Origin of the sequence: Streptomyces lunalinharesii, from assembly GCF_039532155.1 — a bacterium.
GTDB classification, from domain to species: Bacteria; Actinomycetota; Actinomycetes; order Streptomycetales; family Streptomycetaceae; genus Streptomyces; species Streptomyces lunalinharesii.
In genome coordinates this window covers 1-17,031 of the sequence record NZ_BAAARK010000073.1, presented here as the reverse complement: position 1 = coordinate 17,031, position 17,031 = coordinate 1, and the positions used below count along the sequence as shown (strand labels likewise).

The 17,031-nt window shown below is 71.2% G+C and carries 21 protein-coding genes and 2 tRNA genes; 17 read left to right on the top strand and 6 right to left on the bottom strand.

What is annotated here, in order from left to right; all coding sequences use genetic code 11:
- Nucleotides 1–79: 79 nt before the first annotated feature.
- A complete protein-coding gene (locus ABD385_RS40260) occupies nucleotides 80–751 on the top strand; it encodes a P-loop NTPase family protein (RefSeq protein ID WP_344585134.1) in 672 nt (223 codons plus the stop codon).
- 432 nt (nucleotides 752–1,183) lie between these two features.
- On the opposite strand, the gene ABD385_RS40255 is transcribed toward ABD385_RS40260, so the two are convergent.
- A complete protein-coding gene (locus ABD385_RS40255) occupies nucleotides 1,184–2,065 on the bottom strand; it encodes a YDG/SRA domain-containing protein (RefSeq protein ID WP_344585132.1) in 882 nt (293 codons plus the stop codon).
- A 990-nt stretch (nucleotides 2,066–3,055) separates the two neighbouring features.
- Nucleotides 3,056–3,517, bottom strand: a complete 462-nt coding sequence (locus ABD385_RS40250) for an NUDIX hydrolase (RefSeq protein ID WP_344585130.1) — start codon at nucleotides 3,515–3,517, stop codon at nucleotides 3,056–3,058.
- Between the two features lie 17 nt (nucleotides 3,518–3,534).
- Here ABD385_RS40250 and ABD385_RS40245 point away from each other — a divergent pair, with 17 nt between their 5' ends.
- The 14 genes from ABD385_RS40245 to ABD385_RS40180 all read left to right on the top strand — a co-directional run bounded on the left by ABD385_RS40245 (nucleotide 3,535) and on the right by ABD385_RS40180 (nucleotide 11,463).
- Nucleotides 3,535–4,314, top strand: a complete 780-nt coding sequence (locus tag ABD385_RS40245) for a GntR family transcriptional regulator (protein WP_344585128.1) — start codon at nucleotides 3,535–3,537, stop codon at nucleotides 4,312–4,314.
- Between the two features lie 134 nt (nucleotides 4,315–4,448).
- Nucleotides 4,449–4,778, top strand: coding sequence for an SCO3933 family regulatory protein (locus ABD385_RS40240; protein ID WP_344585126.1), 330 nt, complete (start codon nucleotides 4,449–4,451; stop codon nucleotides 4,776–4,778).
- Between the two features lies 1 nt (nucleotide 4,779).
- Nucleotides 4,780–6,123, top strand: a complete 1,344-nt coding sequence (locus tag ABD385_RS40235; protein WP_344585124.1) for an FtsK/SpoIIIE domain-containing protein — start codon at nucleotides 4,780–4,782, stop codon at nucleotides 6,121–6,123.
- 78 nt (nucleotides 6,124–6,201) lie between these two features.
- Complete coding sequence (locus ABD385_RS40230; protein ID WP_344585122.1) at nucleotides 6,202–6,378, top strand: hypothetical protein; 177 nt, start codon at nucleotides 6,202–6,204, stop codon at nucleotides 6,376–6,378.
- Nucleotides 6,379–6,383: 5 nt separating this feature from the next.
- On the top strand, nucleotides 6,384–7,142 hold the full coding sequence (locus ABD385_RS40225) for a DUF2637 domain-containing protein (RefSeq protein WP_344585120.1): 759 nt from the start codon (nucleotides 6,384–6,386) through the stop codon (nucleotides 7,140–7,142).
- An 11-nt stretch (nucleotides 7,143–7,153) separates the two neighbouring features.
- Nucleotides 7,154–7,339 carry a hypothetical protein gene (locus ABD385_RS40220; protein WP_344585118.1) on the top strand — a complete coding sequence of 62 codons (186 nt, stop codon included), beginning with the start codon at nucleotides 7,154–7,156 and terminating at the stop codon, nucleotides 7,337–7,339.
- 3 nt (nucleotides 7,340–7,342) lie between these two features.
- Nucleotides 7,343–7,531, top strand: coding sequence for a mobile element transfer protein (locus ABD385_RS40215; RefSeq protein WP_344585117.1), 189 nt, complete (start codon nucleotides 7,343–7,345; stop codon nucleotides 7,529–7,531).
- An 18-nt stretch (nucleotides 7,532–7,549) separates the two neighbouring features.
- Nucleotides 7,550–7,882 carry a SpdD protein gene (locus ABD385_RS40210; RefSeq protein ID WP_344585116.1) on the top strand — a complete coding sequence of 111 codons (333 nt, stop codon included), beginning with the start codon at nucleotides 7,550–7,552 and terminating at the stop codon, nucleotides 7,880–7,882.
- A 13-nt stretch (nucleotides 7,883–7,895) separates the two neighbouring features.
- Complete coding sequence (locus ABD385_RS40205) at nucleotides 7,896–8,132, top strand: hypothetical protein (protein ID WP_344585114.1); 237 nt, start codon at nucleotides 7,896–7,898, stop codon at nucleotides 8,130–8,132.
- A gap of 92 nt (nucleotides 8,133–8,224) precedes the next feature.
- Nucleotides 8,225–8,440 (top strand): hypothetical protein, encoded by a 216-nt coding sequence (locus ABD385_RS40200; protein ID WP_344585113.1) that lies wholly within the window; start codon nucleotides 8,225–8,227, stop codon nucleotides 8,438–8,440.
- Nucleotides 8,441–8,445: 5 nt separating this feature from the next.
- The gene (locus ABD385_RS40195; protein ID WP_344585112.1) at nucleotides 8,446–8,634 is read left to right on the top strand and encodes a hypothetical protein; all 189 of its coding nucleotides are present in this window, start codon (nucleotides 8,446–8,448) and stop codon (nucleotides 8,632–8,634) included.
- Nucleotides 8,635–8,639: 5 nt separating this feature from the next.
- Nucleotides 8,640–10,034 (top strand): replication initiator protein RepSA, encoded by a 1,395-nt coding sequence (repSA, locus tag ABD385_RS40190; RefSeq protein WP_344585111.1) that lies wholly within the window; start codon nucleotides 8,640–8,642, stop codon nucleotides 10,032–10,034.
- Nucleotides 10,031–10,240, top strand: coding sequence for an excisionase family DNA-binding protein (locus ABD385_RS40185; protein ID WP_344585109.1), 210 nt, complete (start codon nucleotides 10,031–10,033; stop codon nucleotides 10,238–10,240). Before repSA ends, ABD385_RS40185 begins: the two co-directional genes overlap by 4 nt.
- Nucleotides 10,228–11,463, top strand: a complete 1,236-nt coding sequence (locus ABD385_RS40180; RefSeq protein WP_344585108.1) for a site-specific integrase — start codon at nucleotides 10,228–10,230, stop codon at nucleotides 11,461–11,463. Before ABD385_RS40185 ends, ABD385_RS40180 begins: the two co-directional genes overlap by 13 nt.
- A 78-nt stretch (nucleotides 11,464–11,541) precedes the next feature.
- On the opposite strand, the gene ABD385_RS40175 is transcribed toward ABD385_RS40180, so the two are convergent.
- From ABD385_RS40175 to ABD385_RS40160, 4 genes are all read right to left on the bottom strand, one after another.
- Nucleotides 11,542–11,614 (bottom strand) — tRNA-Arg (locus ABD385_RS40175).
- Between the two features lie 132 nt (nucleotides 11,615–11,746).
- Complete coding sequence (locus ABD385_RS40170; protein WP_344585106.1) at nucleotides 11,747–12,406, bottom strand: HD domain-containing protein; 660 nt, start codon at nucleotides 12,404–12,406, stop codon at nucleotides 11,747–11,749.
- Between the two features lie 77 nt (nucleotides 12,407–12,483).
- Complete coding sequence (locus ABD385_RS40165) at nucleotides 12,484–13,515, bottom strand: GlxA family transcriptional regulator (RefSeq protein ID WP_344585105.1); 1,032 nt, start codon at nucleotides 13,513–13,515, stop codon at nucleotides 12,484–12,486.
- Nucleotides 13,516–13,673: 158 nt separating this feature from the next.
- Nucleotides 13,674–13,764 (bottom strand) — tRNA-Ser (locus tag ABD385_RS40160).
- A gap of 286 nt (nucleotides 13,765–14,050) precedes the next feature.
- On the opposite strand from ABD385_RS40160, the gene ABD385_RS40155 reads away from it, so the two are divergent.
- Entirely contained in the window at nucleotides 14,051–14,599 is a 549-nt protein-coding gene (locus ABD385_RS40155) for an SSI family serine proteinase inhibitor (RefSeq protein ID WP_344585104.1), read from the top strand.
- Between the two features lie 192 nt (nucleotides 14,600–14,791).
- Nucleotides 14,792–17,031: PAS domain-containing protein (locus ABD385_RS40150; protein WP_344585103.1), on the top strand; the 2,240-nt coding region annotated here is incomplete at its 3' end.

The following is a 17,031-nucleotide window of genomic DNA, read 5'->3' as shown; positions in this document are numbered from 1 at the left end:
CGGGACCGCGGTCGGTGAAGTCGCCGAGGAACCAGAGCCGGGCGTACCCCGTTGCCCCGACCCCTGCAACACTCCCCCCATGCCCCACCACCTGATCTCCGTCATCGGCAACAGCCCCGGCGTCGGCAAGTCCACCCTCTGCCGCACCCTGGCCACCTGGTTTGAGGAGTCCGGCACCACCGTCGAACACTTCGCCGAACCCGACATCCTCACCCACCCCGCCTTCCGCCCCGTCGCCGAGGAATTCGCCACCGCCAACCACACCGTCCGCCCCGAAACCCTCGTCGCCGCCACCCGCACCTACGTCACCGACGCCCGCGCCGCCGGCACCGACGTCCTCGTCACCGACGCCCTCGTGCCGTTCCTGCCCTCCCTCATCGCCTGGGGCCACGACGAACCCGCCCTCGCCCGCGTCCTGCAGGACCTCGCCGCCGCCGTCCACCCCACCCAGGTGACCATCGTCTACGTCCAGGACGACCCCGCCAACGCCCTCCGCCGCGCCATCGACCGCGAGGGCCCGGCCTGGGCCGACTGGTACCTCACCAAGCTCGCCAACTCCCCCGGCACCAGCACCGTCCACGACCTCGACTCCGCCGCCGCCCACCTCCGCCACGAAACCGCCCTCACCCACCGCCTCCTCGCCACCACCCCCTGGCACGTGATCCCCGTCCACACCACCACACGCACCGCCCCCGAAACCGCCACCCACACCCGCACCCAACTCGCCCAACACCTCGACCTGAACGGCTAGGGGCTGACGCCCGACTGTCCACGAGCACGGTGAAACCCGGGGGCACTCGGAGCACAGGGAGTGGGAGACCTGGCAGAAAGACTGACGAGAACCGGCTTCGCCACGGCCGAGCCGAGCAGCCCGCCAAGCAGAGAGACTCCGCAGCCATCAGCGGCTGCCGTCCGGCCGACCCCGTCGCTGCACTCCACCGCCGTACAGCACGACAAAGCCCCCGCCCGGACAACCCGGCGGGGGCTTTGACCTGCTGTGCGCTCGGCAGGATTCGAACCTGCAACCTTCTGATCCGTAGCTCTAACAAGATCGGCCATCAGAGGTCATACGGGCCGTCTGCTGGCCCATGAGGGGGGGTGCCGGCCATGTGTGGCTGCTGAGGTTGCGGTAATCCACTGCTGTACAGCGCGGCTCACTGTCGCCAGCGTTCGCGATGCTGCTTCACACACCCAGGTCGATGGCGTGCTTGGGGTGGGTCCGCAAGGCCCCCGCTACCGCGCCATCTCGGATGATGGCCAGGTCGTCGCCTAGAACGATGACACCCAGGTCCAACATCACGTGACAGGTCGGGCAGAGGCACAGGACATTGCCCGTCGTGTCCGGGCCGTTGTGTGGACTGCCCAGAGCCTGAATGTGCGCACCCTCGCTGTAGCTGCCGCCAGGACCCTCGATACGCAGCTCGCAGATCTGGCACCGGTTGTCATGCCACTGCTTCACCTGACGCTTCACAGCGCTACTGCGCACGATCCGCTGCACCGTAGTGGTGACACGCCCCGGCTCCTCGTTGCCCGACGGCGGCTGCTTTTCCCCACCGTCGGTCGGGGGCTCCTCCGGCGACTCGGAAAGCTCTTCCTGCTGGTGCGTCTCCGGCATAGGCGTGCCGTCGTACGCTTCCATTCGGAACTGCCAGATCAAGAACCCATCGATGCCGAACTTGCTGCCATAGCTGGTCACCCGGTACAGGCCGTCGTAGCGGTAGCCCTCCAGGGGAGCGAAGGCGGACTCGCCCTGCCAACCGCGGATAACCCGGACGGGGAGTCCTTCAAGGCAGCTGGTCACCAACGCCGCGTTACCGGAGTCGTCCAGGGACTGGTTGCTGACCTGATTGCCTGCGCCGTCCTGTCCTCCATGGCCCGTGTAGACGATCACGTCTCCGTAGTCTTCGTCGTCCTTATAGCCGCCGGACACGACGATGGACTCCGCGCCGGCCTTCTTCGTACCGCAAATGCCGGCCTGAAGAGGGCGATGCACGCCGGCCTCATGAGCGAGACGACGGGTACTGAACGGCTGGCCAGGCTGCGCGTTGGGCACTTCACCAATCATGAGCACAGCCTCGCATGAAGCACTGACAGAGCAGGAAATCAAATCAGTTAACCCCCACCTCAGCATGGGAAGTTGAGCCGCGTGACCACCAACAGCGGGAGAGCTAGCGGAGCGCCCATGGCGGGCTGAGCCACATCGCGGCAGCAGCTGCTCCCCCTCGGCCACCGAGCAGGGTTCCGGTCCGCTCGCGCTCCCGCATGCGTGACGGCATCGGTACGGCGGTCGCCCCCGTCCTGGCGGGTCTGCCCGGAGTGCTCGCCTGCCCCGGCCCCACCCTCTCGTAGCCGGCTCTCTCGACAGCATTGGGGCCTACCCGCGGTCGGCGGTGCGCCTGTCACGTAAACCGCTCACCTCTTCTCTTCCGCCTCCCTCGCCCCGTTTCACGCCGCCCTCGGGGCTTCCGCCGGGGCCTTCTCCGAGCGTCGGGTCTGCGGGCTGCACACCGTCCTGTGGTGGTTGTCGGTCCCGGCCTGGCTGGTGGGTGTCGGTGTGGTGCTGGGGTGGTGGGGTGCTGTGCTCGTTCCGGCGCTGCTTTGGGCGGGGCAAAGCGTCTAGCGGATGACCCCGCGGGCACTGTGTGGCGCGGGGCCGGGGGCCGGGCGGAGCGGGCCGCAGGCAGGAGCGTCGCCCGAGCCCCCGTGCCCGCGCCGGCCCGCTTGTGCGGGCCGGTGGGGTGTGATCCGTAGCGGCGGCTGGCAAGCCGTTGGCCTGCGCGCCGGATGCCGCAGGCAAGAGCCCCCACAAGCCCCACACCACGTGCCGCTCGCCCCGTCCGGGCACCGTCCGCGGCCCGTCGGGCAGGTGACAAGGGAGAAGGGTCTGCTTGCTCATCGGCTGCCGTGGTGTCGGATCGCGGCTACATGGCGCCGGCACAGGAAGGCCCGGCAAGGGAACGCCCCCCTCTCCCCCTCAGAGCCCCGCGGCGGCCCCACCCTCCCCCGACCGGAGGGCGGGGGCTTGATGAGGTAGGGAAAGCTGTAACAGCCCCGTCTAAGCGATGAGCTTTCGCCCGTCATGCGAGCGCACCTGCGGCCCACCGTCCCTCAAGGCATCCAGGACGCGCACCGCGTACACGTCGCCCATGCGGCCGCTGACTTCTTCGCCTGTCAGCCACTCCACCGCGGTGGACTCGTCGGAAAGCCGCTCGTGACCGCTCTCGGGATGGCATCGGAACACCATGGCGACGACCCCGCGGGACATGTTCTTGTACACACCGGTCAGCCGATCTACCCGGACCTTGATCCCGGTTTCCTCAAAGACCTCGCGGCGCACACCGTCTTCGGGCGTCTCGTCCAGCTCCAGCACGCCGCCCGGCGGCTCCCACGTACCGTTGTCGGCTCGGCGGATGGTGAGCACTCGACCGTCTTCGCGCACGACCACTCCGGCGACCGATACGGAGTGGAGCGGCGTTGACCCCGTTTGCGGCTGGCTGCTACTCATGTACATGAGCATAGGAGACGAGAAGGACTATGGCGACAAGCGGCCCGGCATCCTCGGGGAAGCCCAAGTACCTACAGATTGCAGATGATCTTGCGGGCCAGATCCGAGCCGGCACCCTGGCTCCCGGCTCGGCGGTGCCTAGCGAGTCTGAGCTCATGGAACGGTACGGAGTCGCCTCTGGGACCGTGCGCAAGGCGATTGCCGAGCTGCGCACGACGCAGCTGATTGAGACCCATCATGGCCGCGGCTCCTTCGTCCGATCGCGCCCCCCAGTCCAGCGAAAGTCGAGCGACCGGTTTCGCCGCTCACATCGCAAGGCGGGCAAGGCGGCCTACCTGGCCGAGGCGGAAGCGTCGGGAGGGAAGCCCTCCGTGACAGTCCTCTCCGTTGGCCCCACTGAGGCGCCGGCCGACATTGCCGAGCGCTTGAACGTCGCACTCGGCACCAAGGTGCTCGCGCGCCGGCGTCGCTACTTCCGGGACGGCACACCAACCGAAGAAGCCACTTCGTACCTCCCCTGGGACGTGGTCAAGGACATCCCCGAGATGTTTGCCGAGAACCCAGGCGGGGGTGGCATCTACGCCAGACTCGAAGAGCACGGGCACACGCTTGAGGAGTTCACCGAAACCGTCCGAGCGCGACTGGCGACCAAGGCGGAGAGTGCCGCGCTCGCGCTCAGTCCGGGGGCGCCCGTCATCCACCTTGTGAGAAACGCCGTCACTCAGGCCGGTCGGGTTGTGGAGGTCTGCGACACCGTGATGGCCGCTGACCAGTTCATTCTTGACTACCGCTTCCCTGCGGACGACTGACACGGCAGCAACTTCCCCAGCCCGTCCCGAAATTCTCCTCGGGGCGGGTTGACTCATGTACAGGAGTGCGGCACTCTTCTATCACTGACTCATGTACATGAGTGCAGGAGATCTACTCTGCTAGAGGAGTTTGCATGTCGTCCTTCAAGATCGATCTTTCGACCGCTGTGGTGTTCGTGGCGACTGCGCCGGTGAAGAAGCTGGCGAACAAGCAGACCGGGGAGCGGGCGATGGACCGGGAGACCGGTGCGGGGCTGTCCACCGTGGGCCTGCTGATCTCGGACGAGGGGGAGGGGAACCTCTACCAGGTAACTGTCCCGGAGACCGGGCTGCCGGAGGACTTGGCGCCGGGGATGCCGGTGCGGGTGGTCGGCCTCAAGGCCCGGGACTGGGAGAACGAGTTCAACGGCCAGAAGCGGCACGGGATCGCCTTCCGCGCGGTCGCCCTCACGGCTGGTGCCTGACATGACGGACCTGACCACGGTGCTCGAAGCGGGCGGCGCCTTAGCTGGTGTGGGTGGCCTGGGCTACGCCAAGGTCCGCGCCCCGCGGGTGTACTGGTCGCTGGTGGGTCTGCCGGTCGCGGCGAGCCGGTTCCGGTGGTCGTACGGGACGACGATGGATGTGTGTGGGCTGACGGTGCAGCCGTCGGGTCTGCGCGCGTTCATGGTCCGCAACGTCGCCCGCCGCGAGGTTCAGCCGATCCCGCCGAAGATCCGCCGACTGAAGGGCACTTCGACGGGGCTGGTGGTCTCGCTGCGGATTCCCGCGGGACTGGAGCCGGCGGACGTGGCGGCGGCTTCCGAGCGACTGCGCCACGCCTGGGGCGTCCACTCGGTGACCGTGGTGGAGTCCAAGCCCGGCGTCGTGGAGCTCCGGATGACCGGCTACGACGTACTGCGCAGGGTGCGGATGCCGCGGCGGATCAAGGCCGGGCCGATGGTGGTGCCGGTGGCGTTGCGGGAGGACGGGGCCCCGTTCATGCGGGACTACCGCGAGGTGCCGCACTCCCTGACGCTGGGCTCGAACCAGTCGGGGAAGTCGATGTTCCAACGCAACCTGATCAAGGGGCTGGCGAAGCTGCCGGTGGGCTTGATCGGCATCGACTGCAAGCGCGGTGTCGAGCAAGGCCCCTACGCCCCACGGCTGTCCGCCCTGGCCACCACCCCCGACGAAGCCGACCGGGTCCTGGAGGTCCTGATCGCGGAGATGGAAGCCCGCTTCGATCTCCTGGCCGAGCACCGGGTTTCGGACCTGTGGAGCCTGCCTGAGCGGCTGCGGCCGGTGCCGTTGGTGGTGCTGGTCGATGAGGTGGCGGAGCTGTTCCTCGTCGCGGTCAAGAAGGACGAGGAGCGTCGGGACCGGATGGTCATGCAGATGGTGCGCCTCGCGCAGATGGCGCGCGCGGTCGGCATCTACCTGGAGGTCTGCGGTCAGCGGTTCGGCTCCGAACTGGGCAGGGGCGCCACGATGCTCCGCGCCCAGCTCACCGGCCGCGTGGTGCACCGCGTCAACGACAAGCAGACCGCCGAGATGGGGCTTGGGGACGTTGCGCCTGATGCAGTGTTCGCCGCGACGGCCATCGCCGCGAACCGGCCCGGCGTCGCGGTCGCCGGAGATGCCTCCGGTGGCTGGTCCCGCATCCGCACCCCGAAGACCACCGCAGACGAGGTTGCCGCGGTCTGCCGCGAGTACGCCCACCTGGTCCCCGACCTCCCGGCCCTGGCGCCCTTCCGCCCGGCCACGCCGGCCACGCCGACGCCGACCGGTGGCCCGTCGCTGATCAAGCCGCGCACCGTCGTCGAGTAACAGCCCTTCCCCGCACCACGGTTGGCGTGCCGTCTCATGCCAGGTCCCTACCCCCGCCATGTCTGAAACGGAGTAGCGATGCCTCGCTCGTTCAAGGACAGCGAAGAAGCCTGGATCTACACCCGCAACAGTGCCGAGCTGGCCGAGTACGCCCGCAGCCAGGGCAACACGCGCAGCGCTGAACTGTGGGACGCCAACGCGGAGAACGGTCGGCGCGAACACCTTCGGCTTGCTGCCGACGACTCGCAGGGCTGATCGGCATGACCAAGCACAAGGCCGAGCGCACCGCGATCCTCATCGCTGGAGCCGTGATCACGATCCTGACGATCGGCGCGTTCTGGCTCTCCTACGCCCACCTCGCAACGGTCGCCCAGTCCCATGGGCTGGCCACCTCGCCGGAACGTCGCTGGGCTTGGCCCGGCACTATCGACCTGTTCATCCTGGCTGGCGAGGTCCTGATGTTCCGCGCCGCTCTTCGCCAGGTCACCGACTGGTGGGCCGTCGGTCTGACCGTCGCCGGATCGCTCGGCAGCATCAGCCTGAACGTCGCTGGCGTCGGTGACGGGGCCCCTGCGCTCGACTATGTCGTAGCCGCGGTGCCCCCGTCCGCCGCACTGCTGGCCTTCGGCGCCCTGATGCGCCAAGTCCACAGCCTCGTACTCGACCAAACCCAGCCCGACCCCGCGGAAACCACCCCGGCCCCCGAGCTGGTCACGGTCGAACGGGAGCCCGCGCCGCAGCCTGCTGAACTTCCGGCCCCTGAGGCAGAGCAGGAAGCACCCGCGGCCATCGAGGCGCCCCCGCAGATCACCGAACCGGCCCCCGCGCCCGCACCGGTGCCGGAGTCGAAGCCGGTGTCGTCCGGGCCGGTTGTCCCGCCCGCGCTGCTGGACCACGCCCGCAAGCTCGCCGACGCCCACCGCACCACAACCGGTGCGCCGATCGACATCGAAACCCTGCGTGCCCGCCTCGGCCTCTCGCCGGCGCTGGCTGAAGCCATCACCGCCCAACTCGCCTGAAGGGAAACGCCATGGCTCTATTCCGATTCAACCGCCCCACCGAATTCCTGGACGCCGCTCGCGAGATGGCTGAGACGGATCGGCCGACGCTGGCTCGCCTGCTCGCTGAGGAAGCGGCCAACCGCACCGCCGACCCCGCCGAAGCCGACCGGATCCGTGACGAGTGGCTCGGCCCCAACCACCGCACGGGGGCCTGACCGATGCCTCGCCCGAACCGCTTCTACGACGTGATCCGCATCGGCCCCGTCCAGGTCGGCAGCCACCACGACGGCCGCGGCCGCACCAAGCACACCGCCGCCTGCACCGCCCCCGGCTGCGGCTTCTCCGCCGACTACCGCGACCGCGCCGGCGCCGAACTCGCCGCCCGCACCCACCGCTGCAACCCCTGACCCGAAAGGACCCCGCCCATGCTCACCCCGAAGATCCCGCCGCCGGACACCGCACAGCCCTTCACCACCCCGACCCCGGCCCCGCTCGTCCCCGCCACGGACGCCACGGCCCCGCTCCAGCCCACCACCCCGACCCCCGCCCCGGTGCCGGTGCCGGCGGGGAAGCGGTCCGCGGTCCAGCTCACCCCCGGGGGTGTGGTCGCCGTCGCCGCCGGTGGAACCGCGGCTGTGCTGATCGTCGGCGCGGTCCTGGTCTCCATGCTCCTGGCCGTCGCCATCACCGCGGCCTCCGTCGCCGTCTGCGCGCTCGTCGTCCGCTCGATCCTCACCAACCAGCACACCCAGCACTGAAGGGAGCCCCGACATGGGCCTGTTCAACCGCAAGAGCAACGACACCACGCCCGCTGACCCCGCGATGACGGAGAAGGGCCGGCAGTACGCCATTGCCAAGCGGCACGGCGACCGCAAGACCGCCAACCGCCTCGTCCGCGAGATCGGCGGCGGCTCCAGCACCAACGAGCAGCAGGCCGCGTTCTGGCAGGGCGCTGACGACTACGACAACGTCCCGCCCGCCTACTCCAAGCGCCGCAACCGCCGCTAACGGCCCCCGGGGCGGCCTCTACCGCCAAGTATCCGCCGCCCCGGACGCCTGCACCCCTTCCAGACCCAACGACCCGAAAGGGAAGTCCCATCATGCATCACAACGACCCCTTCGCCGCCCGCGTCTGCCCGCACTGCGACGGCTTCGCCACCGCTGGTATCAGCTGCGGATTCAACGGACACGGCGAACGCATCATCGCGTTCATGGACTGCCCCGCCTGCGGCGGCTGGGGCAGCATCCCCCGGCTGCCGCGCCACCGGTTCGCCTCCAAGGCCACCCGTCCCGTCGCGGCCCAGACGGCCCGGTGAGCACCGTGGCTGACCTGACTCCAACGCCGGGCCGCCCGGGCCTGCACGTCAGCAAGCCGTCCCCGTCCGCCCCGGCCGAAGCCTCCGCCGTCTGCCACTGCGGCGCGAGCGCTACCGCCACCGGTGACGACCAAGTCCGCGCCCTCGTCGCCGGCTGGGACACCCACCACGGCCCCGCCCACCACAAGAGGTAGACGACGTGACCGACACCGCCACCGCGGCGGGCCTGGACCCGACCACCCTGGGCGACCTGCTCACGGTGGCCGGGTCCCCCGGCTTCGACCGCCTCACCGACCAGATCCGCCGCACCGGCGGCTGCTCCGACCCCATCCACCTGACCGGCACCACCGTCACCCGCGACGCCACCACCGGCCAGATCCTCCACTCCTACTCCACCGACACCGAACCCGGCGGCCGACTCCGCATCGCCTGCGGCAACCGCCGCGCCTCCCGCTGCCCCTCCTGCGCCTGGACCTACGCCGGCGACACCTACCACCTCATCCGCGCCGGCCTCACCGGCGACCCCACCAAGGGCGTCACAGAGACCGTGCGCGAGCACCCACGCGTCTTCACCACCCTCACCGCCCCCTCCTTCGGGCCCGTCCACAACCGCCCCGGCACCCGGCCCTGCCGCTGCGGCACCCACCACCCCGACAACGCCGCCGAACTCGGCACCCCGCTCAACCCGGCCGGCTACGACTACGCGAGCGCGGTGCTGTGGAACAACCACGCCTCCGACCTGTGGCGCTACTTCACGATCTACCTCCGCCGCGAAATCGCCCGCCGCGCCGGTCTGACGCAAAAGGACGCCCGCGAACAATCCCGCGTCGCCTTCGGCAAGGTCGCCGAGTACCAAAAGCGTGGCGCCGTCCACTTCCACGCCGTCATCCGCTTCGACGGCCCCGACGGCCCCGACACCCCTCCCCCGTCCTGGGCCACCCTCGACGTCCTCACCGACGCCATCCACGCCGCCGCAGCCCGCGTCCGCGTCGAAGTCCCCACCGCCGGAAACCAACCCGCACGCATCCTCACCTGGGGCACGCAGCTCGACGTCCAGGCCATCGGCGCCTTCGGCAACAGCGAAGACCTCACCGAAGCCGCCGTTGCCTCCTACGTCGCCAAGTACGCCACCAAGGCCGCCGAAACCACCGGCACCGTCGACCACCGCATCGGCAACAAGGAAGCCCTCGTCCTCCTCGGCGTCCCCGACCACCCCGCCCGACTCATCGCGGCCTGCCTCGACCTCCACCCGCTCTACCCCGACCGCAAGCTCCAGGAGTGGGCCCACATGCTCGGCTTCCGCGGCCACTTCTCCACCAAGTCCCGCTCCTACTCCACCACCCTCGGCGCCCTCCGCCAGGTCCGCGCCGACTACCGCGCCAACCAGCAACGCGCCCACCTCGGCCTGCCCGACCTCGACGACAACCCCGAAGCCACCACCCTCGTCCTCGCCCACTGGACCTACGCCGGCCACGGCCACACCCCCGGCGAATCCTGGCTCGCCGCCAACATCCGCCGCGACATCCAACACAACCGCGAAACCGCCCGCGAACACCGCGCCGAACTCAACGCCGAAGGAGACAACTGGACATGACCAGCACAGTGATCGAAAGGAAGTGGCACACCACCGCCGAAGTCGCGCAGATGCTCGGCTACGGCCTCTCCAAGACCAAGATGCTGGTGCTCTCCGGCGAGATCCGTTCCGTCAAGGACGGCCGCAACCGCCGCATCCTCCCCCGCTGGGTCGACGAGTACGTCGAACGCCTCGCCCGTGAAGCCGAGATGGAGTGGTCGGCATGAGCGGCAAGCGCGGCAACGGCGAAGGCTCCATCTACCCCTACAAGAACGGCTTCGCCGCCTACGTCTGGGTCACCACCCCGGACGGCAAGAAGAAGCGCAAGTACGTCTACGGCAAGACCCGCGACGAAGTCCACGACAAGTGGCTCAAGCTCCACATGGAAGCGAAGAAGGGACCGGTGGCCACGCGGCACCGCACGCTCGCCGCCTTCCTCTCCTACTGGCTTGAGTCCATCGTGAAGCCCAACCTCGCCCCGCTCACGTACGTGTCGTACGAGGGTTCCGTGCGGCTCTACATCGCACCGCACCTGGGCTCCAAGCGCCTCGACAAGCTCACGGTCCGCGACGTGCGGGAGTGGCTGACGAAGCTGGCCGGCATCTGCCAGTGCTGCGCCCAGGGCAAGGACGCCAAGCGGGAACCCGGCCGCCGACGTTGCTGCGCCGCTGGCGACTGCTGCGAGGCATACCCGTCCCGCCGCGTCGTCCAGGCTGCCCGCGACGCCCTGCGGGCCGCTCTCACCCACGCCGTCACCGAAGAGGAGATCGGCAAGAACGTCGCCGCCCTGGTCAAGGTCCCCAAACCGCGCCGCCGTCGTATCAAGCCCTGGTCGGCGGCTGAGGCGAGCCGTTTCCTCGCGGACGCCGTCGCCCGTGAGGATCCGCTCTTCGCGGCCTGGGTGCTCGTCCTGTGCCTCGGGCTCCGCCGCGGCGAAGTGCTTGGCCTCACCTGGAAGTCCGTCGACTTCGAAGCAGGCGAGCTGTACGTGGACCACCAGATCCAGCGGGCGGGCCGTCAGATCCTGCACCGGGAGACGAAGACCGAGGAGTCGGACGACTTCCTGCCGCTGCCGGCGCTCTGCCTCAAGGCGCTCCGGGTTCGTCGTGCTCAGCAGACCGGGGACCGGAAGTCGGCCGGCGACCTCTGGCAGGATAGCCACGATCTGATCTTCACGACGAAGTACGGCACGCCGATCGAGCCGGGGAACCTCACCCGGATGTTCGCGCTGCGGGCGCGTCGCGCCGGGCTCCGGGGCATCCCGTTGCGGAACACCCGGCACACCTGCGCCGCGCTGCTGGTGCTCTTGAAGGTCCACCCCAGGGTGGCTCAGCGCATCCTCCGGCACTCGCAGATCGCGATGACGATGGAGGTCTACGCCGAAGCGGATGACGCAGCGGTGCGTGAGGCCCTGGCGATGCTGTCCGGAGCCATGGGCGGCGCCGGCTGACCCGGTTGCTGTACTTCGCTGCTGTACCGCACGACAAAGCCCCCGCCCGGAGAACCCGGCGGGGGCTTTGACCTGCTGTGCGCTCGGCAGGATTCGAACCTGCAACCTTCTGATCCGTAGTCAGATGCTCTATCCGTTAAGCTACGAGCGCTTGGCTTTCCGGCGGTTTTTCTTGCCGGTCGGCGTTGCAGGAGAAACATTACATGAGCTGCGCCGTAAGGCGAAATCCAGTTACCGGACCCTGCCTGACCTGCGGAAACGCCCGCGTGCCGGGCGTTGCGGGTCAGGCCGGCCAGGGGGATTCCTCGATGATCCGGACGAAGTTCGGACGGGTGTAGTCCGCTTCGAAGCGGTCGAGGACGTCGGCCTTGACGTTGCCGAAGGCGGTCTGGGGGCGGTGGGCCAGGCCGGCGTGGAACGCGCGCAGGATGCGGCGCTTGAAGTCCGGGCGGGGATGGGCGGCGACGACGGCCTCGCGGGTCTCCGGGGGCAGGGCGTCGTAGCCGATGCCGAGGACGTCGAGTTCGACGCCGGCCGTGACGAGGGCGACCTCGGGGGCCATGTGGTGGGGGATCTCCGGGGTGGTGTGCAGGGCGATGCCCTCCCAGACCAGGCGGGCGCGGTCCTCGGGGATGCCGCGGGCGGTCAGGAAGGCGCGGGCCTCGTCGGCGCCGTCGATCTCGAAGCGCTGTTGGGAGGTGCGGAACTTCTCGGTGAGGCCGAGGTCGTGGAAGAGGGCGCCCACGTAGAGCAGCTCGGGGTCGAACGCCAGGCGGTGGCTGAGGCCGTGGTGGGCGCCGAAGAGGTAGACGCGGTGCGAGTGGTGGTAGATCAGGTCGTCGGTGAGGTCGCGGACCAGTTCGGTGGCCTCGCCGGCCAGGCGGCTGTCCGGGACGGGGATGCCGGCGAGGGTGGACGTGGGGGCGGGGTCGTTGGTGGTCATGGGGGAAGGTTCGCGCGGTGGGGGTGGTCGGCGCCCGGCGCGTGTGGGCCAGGTGGCCCACGGATGAGGACATGCGGTCAGCGGGTGGTGGTGCAAAAGCGCGAGCGGTAGGCGGAGGGGGTCACGCCCAGGCGGCGGAGGAAGAGGCGGCGCAGGGACTCGTCGCTGCCGATGCCGGTGCGGCGGGCGGTGGCGGTGGCCGTCTCGCCGTTGGCGAGGAAGGTCTGGGCGGCCTCCAGGCGCACCGCCTCGACGTAGCCGGCCGGGGTGGTGCCGGTGTGCTCGCGGAAGAGCCGGGTGAGGTGACGGGGGCTGAGGCCGGCGCGGGCAGCCAGCGCGGTGTTGGAGTGGTCGGCGGCCGGGTCGGCGGCGATCGCGTCCAGGAGGGCGCGCAGCGCGTCGTGGCGGGGCCGCGGGGTGCGGGCGGGCACCGAGAACTGCGACTGGCCGCCCGGCCGCTGCATGAAGACGACCAGGTCGCGGGCGACCTCACGGGCCAGGTCGGGGCCCTCGTCGGCCTCCACCAGGGCCAGGGCGAGGTCGATGCCGGCCGAGACCCCGGCAGAGGTGAAGAGCGCGCCGTCGCGGACGTAGAGCGCGTCCGGGTCGACAAAGAGGGTGGGGTGGCGGGCGGCGAGGGTGGCGGTGTGGCGCCAGTGGGTGGTGGCCCGGCGTCCGTCCAGCAGGCCGGCGCCGGCCAGGGCGAACGCCCCGGCGCAGACCGAGGCGACCCGGCGGGAGCGGCCGGCGAGGGTGCGGACGGCGCCCAGCAGGCCGGGCGGGAAACGGCCCTGGGTGAGTTCCTCGGCGCCGGGCACGAGGACGGTGTCCACGGGCCGATCGGCGACCTCCGGTACCGCCGCGTCGACCATCAGGCGGGTGCCCGAGGCGGTGGTGACGGTGCGGCCGTCGGGGGAGCAGATGCGGACGGTGTAGCGGCCGCCGAGGCGGGCGGCGGAGCTGAAGACCTCCAACGGGCCGGTGACGTCGAGCAGTCGGGCGCCCTCGAAGGCCAGCATCACGACGGTGCGCGGGGTGGGTGCGGACCGCTCGGGGGTGGGCCGCTCGGGGGCGGACCGGACTGACGGTGTCGACCTCGGCAGGGGCATGACCGGCAGCGTAGGCGGCGGGGGTGGTGCCGGGCCGGAGCGCGCCGGTCCGGTGGCCCGGTGGCCCGGTCGTGGCGGACCGGCGGCCGGGCGGCCGGGCGGCCGGGCAAAAAAAATCGAGCCCGGTCGTGATGACCGGGCCCGGGGTGATGCAAGAGCGGAGGCGGAGGGATTTGAACCCTCGATGGGTGTTAAAACCCAAACCGCATTAGCAGTGCGGCGCCATAGACCGGACTAGGCGACGCCTCCACACACCTGACGCGCGTGAGCGCGATGTGGCGTGACCAGATGATGACACAGCTCGGTGGCCTGTCACCAATCGCCCCCTACGGTACTAGGCCCGCGGGCCACCCGGCAAAGACGTTCCTGCGGCGCAACGTCGCGGCCGGCGGCGCGTTAACCGAGTCGGGGCGGCACCGACGCACGCGTGTCGTGCGCCCCCGGCGCGTACCGACCGCGTACCGCCGACCCGTCCCGTGCGGGCCGGTCCCGCCGCCTCGCGGGCCGCCCCGCACGCGCCCGTCAGGAGCCCGTGATGTCCCCTCGCCGGATCCCGTCCCCGTTCCGTGCCCGGTCGCTGCCGAGGTTCGCCGCGGCGCTCGCGGCCGCCGCGTGCGCGGTGCCGGCGCTCGTGCTGGCGCCGGCCGCCTCCGCGGCGCCGATCCCGCTGCCGTACCACCACGACGTGCTGCCGCTGCTGGGGTACGGCGGCCCCGGTGCCGCGGGGTCCGGTGAGCGGCCCGGCGGGCGGCGGGCGGACCACCTCACGATCACCGTGACCCGTTCCGGTGCGGAGCGCACGGACGGCAGGTTCGAGCTGTACTGCCATCCGCGCGGCGGCAACCACTTCGACGCGCGGCGTGCCTGCGACCGGCTGGACCGGATGACGCGGTGGGGCAAGGACGCGTTCGCGCCCGTGCCGCAGGGGGCGCAGTGCACGATGATGTACGGCGGTCCGGCGCGGGCGCACGTCACCGGGACCTGGGCGGGGCGGCCGGTGAACGCCGACTTCAAGCGCACCAACGGGTGTGAGATCGAACGCTGGAGCCGCTTCGAGCCGATGCTCCCGGCGACCGTTTCCTGACCCGGTTCGTGGCGGAGTAGCGCGTCAGATCCGGACGAGGGGCAACATGTCGGGCGTGCGGGGAGACGCGTCGGGGCGCGGCATAAGCGGGTCGTCATCCGCCTCCGCGTCCCCGGCATGTGCCCGTAGACTCCATCCCAGCGATCCGCCAAGGTGGATCGGCAAGATGCGGTAACAGGGAGGAAGCGTCGCGTGAGCAGCAGGCCATCCCGAGGCGCTGCTCGCCTCGCAGCCATACTGGACGCCCTCCCCGACGCGTTGCTGCTGGTCAACTGCAACGGCACGGTCGTCAACGCCAACGCCATCGCGCTGGAGACGTTCGAGGCGCCGGGCACCGCCCTGGTCGGTCGGGGCCTCCTGGACCTGCTGCCCTCCTTCGACTCCAAGCGGATCCCCGGTTCCATGCGGCGCCGGGACGACGAGGTCGAGGGGCGGACGAAGCCGACGCGGATGGTCGCGCGCCGGACCGACGGCGGTGAGCTGCTGGTCGAGGTGACCAGCGCCAACCTGGAGGACGGCCGCACCCCGTACGAGTCCGCCTTCGAGGCGGCCTACGCCGACCACCGCAACGGCTACACGGGCAACGAGCTGCTGATGCTCGTGGTGCGGGACCTGACCGGGACGCTGGACACCGAGACCGAGCTGGCGCGCCAGCAGCGGCAGACCGAGATGATCCTGCGGGCCGCGGCGGAGGGCGTCGTCGGCGTCGACTCCGAGGGCCGGGTGGTCCTCGTCAATCCGTCCGCGGCGCAGATCCTCGGCTACCGGGCGAGCGAGCTGGGCGGCAAGGAGCTGCACCCGCTCGTCCACCACTCGCGGGCGGACGGTTCGAAGCTGCCGATGGAGGACACCCCGCTCGCCGACACCCTCAAGTCCGGTCGCAAGCACCGGGTGCGCGGGCAGGTGTTGTGGGCCAAGGACGGTCGGGCGGTCGCCGTCGACCTGACGACGGCGCCGGTGCGGGACGGTGACCAGTTGGTGGGCGCGGTGATGACGTTCACCGACCGCCGGCCCCTGGACTCGCTGACGGCGCGGCACGCGCAACTGTTGGCCGTCCTGGGGCAGTCGCTGCGCGGGCCGCTGACCGAGCTGAGCGGTGAGCTGGGCACCCTGGCCGCCGATCCGGCCGGGCAGTTGTGGCCCGAGGCGAACCAGATGCTGCACCACCTCGCGGCCGGGCACGCCCGGATGACGACGCTGGTCGACAACGTCCTCAGCTACCAGCGGTTGGACTCCGGCGAGGAGAAGCTCAAGCGGACCAAGGTGTCGCTGGACCAGGTGGTCGCGGCCGGTGTGGAGGGCGCGGTCGAGCTGATCGGGCCGGGCCGGGCGCAGTTCGCGGTGCACGCGCCGCCGATAGCGGCACTGGTGGACGCGGAGCGGTTGGCGCAGGCCCTGTCGCACCTGATCGCGGACGTCGCCGGGGTGGACTCCACCGGGCGGCAGTCGGCCGGTGGCGGCGCCGGGGGGCCGGGCGGTGGACGTCCGGTGCCCGGCGACTCGACGATCGTGGTGGCGGCGGCCAAGCGCGGCCAGGTGGTGCGCATCGAGGTGCGCGGGCCGTTCGGCGGCGGCGATCCGGTCCACGGGCCGATCGTCCGCGGGATCGTGCGGCTGCACGACGGGTTGATCCAGACGCACAAGGTGCCGGGCGGGTCCGGTGCGGGCGGCAGCGCGTTCGTGCTGGAACTGCCGGTGCTGATCGACGAACCGGCGCCGACGGCGGACGACGAGGCGGACGAGGACGCCGCGGCGTCGGACGGCGGGGCCGACGGTGCCGAGCCCGCCGACGGGGCGAAGCACGACACGGCCGCGGCCCCGGGCGGTCCGGGCACGGACGGCCGTGGGCAGACCGCGGCCGGGGCGCCGGCCGCGGGTACGGATGCGGCGAACGCCACCGGCGGCGGGCAGCCGACCGGGCGTCGGCGGGCCCGGCGCGCGGACACGGAGCCCGGTGCCGGCGCCGACGGCACGCAGGGGGCGGGACTGCCGGCGGGCGCCGGGGCGGTGCCGCCGAGCGGTCGTCGTCGGGCGCGGCCGGCGACGGAGGGCTCGGCGCTGCCCGCGCTGCCGTCCGGCGCCGGTGACGGGGCCCCGGTCGGCCGGCCGGCGGCAGCCGGTCTGACCCCGGCGGCGGGCCCGGCGCTCGGGCCGGTGCCGCCGCAGGGACAACCGCAGGGGCAGTCACAAGGACAGTCACAGGGGCAGCCACAGCGGCAACAGCCGGCTCAGCAGGGGCCGCAGGCGGGGCAGTCGCAGGGGGCGGCGCCGGGTCTGCTGCCGGCGCTGGCGCAGGGTTCCGCCCCGGGCGCCGCCGGCCGGCGGACCCGCCGGGCGCTGGCCGAGGCACCCGAGCGGGCCGGCGAGCCGGAGCCCGCCGGCGCCCCCGGGGCCCGCGCTCCGCCGCCGGCCGGCGGCCGGGCCGCCGGCGG

What these genes read in the sequence shown, in the direction of transcription:
- ABD385_RS40260 (WP_344585134.1), top strand. Translation starts at nt 80, where the DNA reads ATGCCCCACCACCTGATCTCCGTCATCGGCAACAGCCCCGGCGTCGGC.
- ABD385_RS40245 (WP_344585128.1), top strand. Translation starts at nt 3,535, where the DNA reads ATGGCGACAAGCGGCCCGGCATCCTCGGGGAAGCCCAAGTACCTACAG.
- ABD385_RS40230 (WP_344585122.1), top strand. Translation starts at nt 6,202, where the DNA reads ATGCCTCGCTCGTTCAAGGACAGCGAAGAAGCCTGGATCTACACCCGC.
- ABD385_RS40155 (WP_344585104.1), top strand. Translation starts at nt 14,051, where the DNA reads ATGTCCCCTCGCCGGATCCCGTCCCCGTTCCGTGCCCGGTCGCTGCCG.
- ABD385_RS40165 (WP_344585105.1), bottom strand. Translation starts at nt 13,515, where the DNA reads ATGCCCCTGCCGAGGTCGACACCGTCAGTCCGGTCCGCCCCCGAGCGG.
- ABD385_RS40240 (WP_344585126.1), top strand. Translation starts at nt 4,449, where the DNA reads ATGTCGTCCTTCAAGATCGATCTTTCGACCGCTGTGGTGTTCGTGGCG.
- ABD385_RS40185 (WP_344585109.1), top strand. Translation starts at nt 10,031, where the DNA reads ATGACCAGCACAGTGATCGAAAGGAAGTGGCACACCACCGCCGAAGTC.
- ABD385_RS40255 (WP_344585132.1), bottom strand. Translation starts at nt 2,065, where the DNA reads ATGATTGGTGAAGTGCCCAACGCGCAGCCTGGCCAGCCGTTCAGTACC.
- ABD385_RS40225 (WP_344585120.1), top strand. Translation starts at nt 6,384, where the DNA reads ATGACCAAGCACAAGGCCGAGCGCACCGCGATCCTCATCGCTGGAGCC.
- ABD385_RS40170 (WP_344585106.1), bottom strand. Translation starts at nt 12,406, where the DNA reads ATGACCACCAACGACCCCGCCCCCACGTCCACCCTCGCCGGCATCCCC.
- ABD385_RS40200 (WP_344585113.1), top strand. Translation starts at nt 8,225, where the DNA reads ATGCATCACAACGACCCCTTCGCCGCCCGCGTCTGCCCGCACTGCGAC.
- ABD385_RS40210 (WP_344585116.1), top strand. Translation starts at nt 7,550, where the DNA reads ATGCTCACCCCGAAGATCCCGCCGCCGGACACCGCACAGCCCTTCACC.
- ABD385_RS40205 (WP_344585114.1), top strand. Translation starts at nt 7,896, where the DNA reads ATGGGCCTGTTCAACCGCAAGAGCAACGACACCACGCCCGCTGACCCC.
- ABD385_RS40220 (WP_344585118.1), top strand. Translation starts at nt 7,154, where the DNA reads ATGGCTCTATTCCGATTCAACCGCCCCACCGAATTCCTGGACGCCGCT.
- ABD385_RS40250 (WP_344585130.1), bottom strand. Translation starts at nt 3,517, where the DNA reads ATGCTCATGTACATGAGTAGCAGCCAGCCGCAAACGGGGTCAACGCCG.
- ABD385_RS40215 (WP_344585117.1), top strand. Translation starts at nt 7,343, where the DNA reads ATGCCTCGCCCGAACCGCTTCTACGACGTGATCCGCATCGGCCCCGTC.
- ABD385_RS40235 (WP_344585124.1), top strand. Translation starts at nt 4,780, where the DNA reads ATGACGGACCTGACCACGGTGCTCGAAGCGGGCGGCGCCTTAGCTGGT.